The organism is Nocardioides sp., assembly GCF_035703625.1.
Lineage (GTDB): Bacteria > Actinomycetota > Actinomycetes > Propionibacteriales > Nocardioidaceae > Nocardioides.
Window position 1 is genome coordinate 1 of record NZ_DASSXS010000004.1, and the last position, 2,276, is coordinate 2,276.

The 2,276-nt window shown below is 69.2% G+C and carries 3 protein-coding genes; 2 read left to right on the forward strand and 1 reads right to left on the reverse strand.

The features are described 5' to 3' along the window. Positions 1 to 15 precede the first annotated feature (15 nt). Complete coding sequence (locus VFN12_RS00155; protein ID WP_325116504.1) at positions 16 to 546, reverse strand: DinB family protein; 531 nt, start codon at positions 544 to 546, stop codon at positions 16 to 18. Between the two features lie 54 nt (positions 547 to 600). Between VFN12_RS00155 and VFN12_RS00160 the strand changes: the two genes are divergently transcribed. Together VFN12_RS00160 and VFN12_RS00165 are read left to right on the forward strand one after the other, a co-directional pair. Continuing rightward, positions 601 to 1,188 (forward strand): AAA family ATPase, encoded by a 588-nt coding sequence (locus tag VFN12_RS00160; RefSeq protein ID WP_325116505.1) that lies wholly within the window; start codon positions 601 to 603, stop codon positions 1,186 to 1,188. A gap of 253 nt (positions 1,189 to 1,441) precedes the next feature. Continuing rightward, on the forward strand, positions 1,442 to 2,276 hold an 835-nt coding region (locus tag VFN12_RS00165; protein ID WP_325116506.1), incomplete at its 3' end, for a class I tRNA ligase family protein.

Sequence of the window (2,276 nt, forward strand, 5' to 3'; positions counted from 1 at the left end):
AGGCGCTCCGGCCGGTCACTGGCCGGTGCGGCCGTCGATGCACTCGCGCAGCAGGTCGAGATGGCCGCAGTGCCGGGCGTACTCCTCGATCATGTGCACCACGATGTCGCGCACCTCGGTCGGGTCCCCGTGGACGTCGACGAGTGCGTCGAGCTCGGTGCGCTCGAGCACGTCACGGGCATAGGCCACCTCGTCGCGCCAGAGCTTCCACGCCTCGGCGACGAACGCGTCGTCCACCGCCGCCACGTCGAGCTCGAAGCCCCCGTCCTCGTCCTGGAAGAGCCGCGCGACGTCCGTCCGGCCCTCGATCACGCGACGGAACCAGCTCTGCTCCACGCGCGCCATGTGCCGCACCATCCCGAGTGGCGACAGCGTCGACGGCGGGACCGACCGGGTGGCCAGCTGCTCGGCCGACAGCCCGTCGCACTTCAGCTCCAGCGTCGTCCGGTAGTGCTCCAGGTAGCCGACCAGACACTCCCGCTCGCCCCGGGGGGAGCCTGCCTGCGCTCGGGGATCCTGGTCGTCGGGCAGCCACATGTCGCTCATGGCGCCCAGCCAATCCGGTCGTGGAACGGCGAGGCAAGCGAATACCCTCCGCACATGCCTGCGGGGGAGCTTCTGCTGGTCACCGGCCCGCCGGCCGTCGGCAAGATGACCGTCGGCCGCGCGATCTGCGCGCGCTCCGACTTCCGGCTCTTCCACAACCACCACACGATCGAGCCGCTGCTGGAGATCTTCGGCTTCGGGACACCGCCCTTCCGGGTGCTCGACCGCGAGTTCCGGCGCCGCATCATCGAGGAGTCGGTGGCCGGCGACATCCGGCTGGTGTTCACGCTGGTGTGGGACCTCGAGAACCCGGAGTCCGCCGAGGGGGTCCGCTGGTTGCTGGCGCCGTACGTCGACGCGGGGCGGCGGGTCTCGGTGGTCGAGCTGTACGCCGACCTGGAGACCCGGCTGGCCCGCAACCACACCGATGAACGGCTGGCCGCCAAGCCGAGCAAGCGGGACCGGGAGTGGTCCGACGCCAACGTGCGCGAGCTCGAGCGGCACCGGATGAACACCGACCCCCGTGATCCTCAACCCGGCGACGACGTGATTGCCGACTTCCCCCACCTGCGTCTCGACAACACCGAGCTGACGCCGGACGAGGTCGCGGTGCAGGTGCTCGCCTGGCTGGAGCAGCTGTAACTGATTCGCCGTCGCCGGTCCCCGAGCCGTACCCTGTGGCCACAGGCGTTGGAGCCGTCATCAGCGGCGAGCCTCCGGAAGAACGGGTCCTGCCCACGCGGGAGGGCCTCAGTAGAACCGGACGGGTAGGCCCGTCACAGCCGTGAACGAAGCGGTCCGTCGCGAGACGGGCAAGCGAGGTGGTACCGCGGCAGCCCTGTCGTCCTCGTGGCCAGCACAGCCCGAGCACGACGTACCCGCAGGAGAGCCGCCCATGACCTATCCGAAGGTCTCCACCGGAGCCCATCGCGCCGTCAGCTCGACCCCGAACTTCCCGGAGATCGAGGAGCGGGTGCTGGCGTACTGGAAGGACGACGACACCTTCCGCGCCAGCGTCGAGCAGCGTGACGCCGGGCAGAACGGCGAGAACGAGTTCGTCTTCTACGACGGCCCGCCGTTCGCCAACGGGCTGCCGCACTACGGCCACCTGCTCACCGGCTACGTCAAGGACCTGATCCCGCGCTACCAGACCATGCGTGGGCGGCGGGTCGAGCGTCGCTTCGGCTGGGACACCCACGGGCTGCCCGCCGAGCTGGAGGCCATGCGACAGCTCGGCCTCAAGACCACCGAGGAGATCCTCGACCTGGGCATCGAGAAGTTCAACGACGCCTGCCGGGCCTCGGTGATGAGGTACACCTCCGAGTGGCGCGACTACGTCACCCGCCAGGCCCGCTGGGTCGACTTCGACCACGACTACCGGACCCTGAATCTCGACTACATGGAGTCGGTGATGTGGGCGTTCAAGCAGCTCTACGACAAGGGCCTGGTCTACGAGGGGTTCCGGGTCCTGCCGTACTGCTGGAACGACGAGACCCCGCTGTCCACGCACGAGCTGCGGATGGACGACGACGTCTACCAGAACCGTCAGGACCCGTCGGTCACCGTGGGCCTGCGGCTGGAGACCGGCGAGCTCGCGCTGGTGTGGACGACGACGCCGTGGACCCTCCCGGCCAACCTCGGGATCATGGTCGGTCCCGACATCGACTACGTCGTCGTCGAGTCCGACTTCACCGGGACGACCGAGCGCTACCTCATCGGCGAGGCACGCC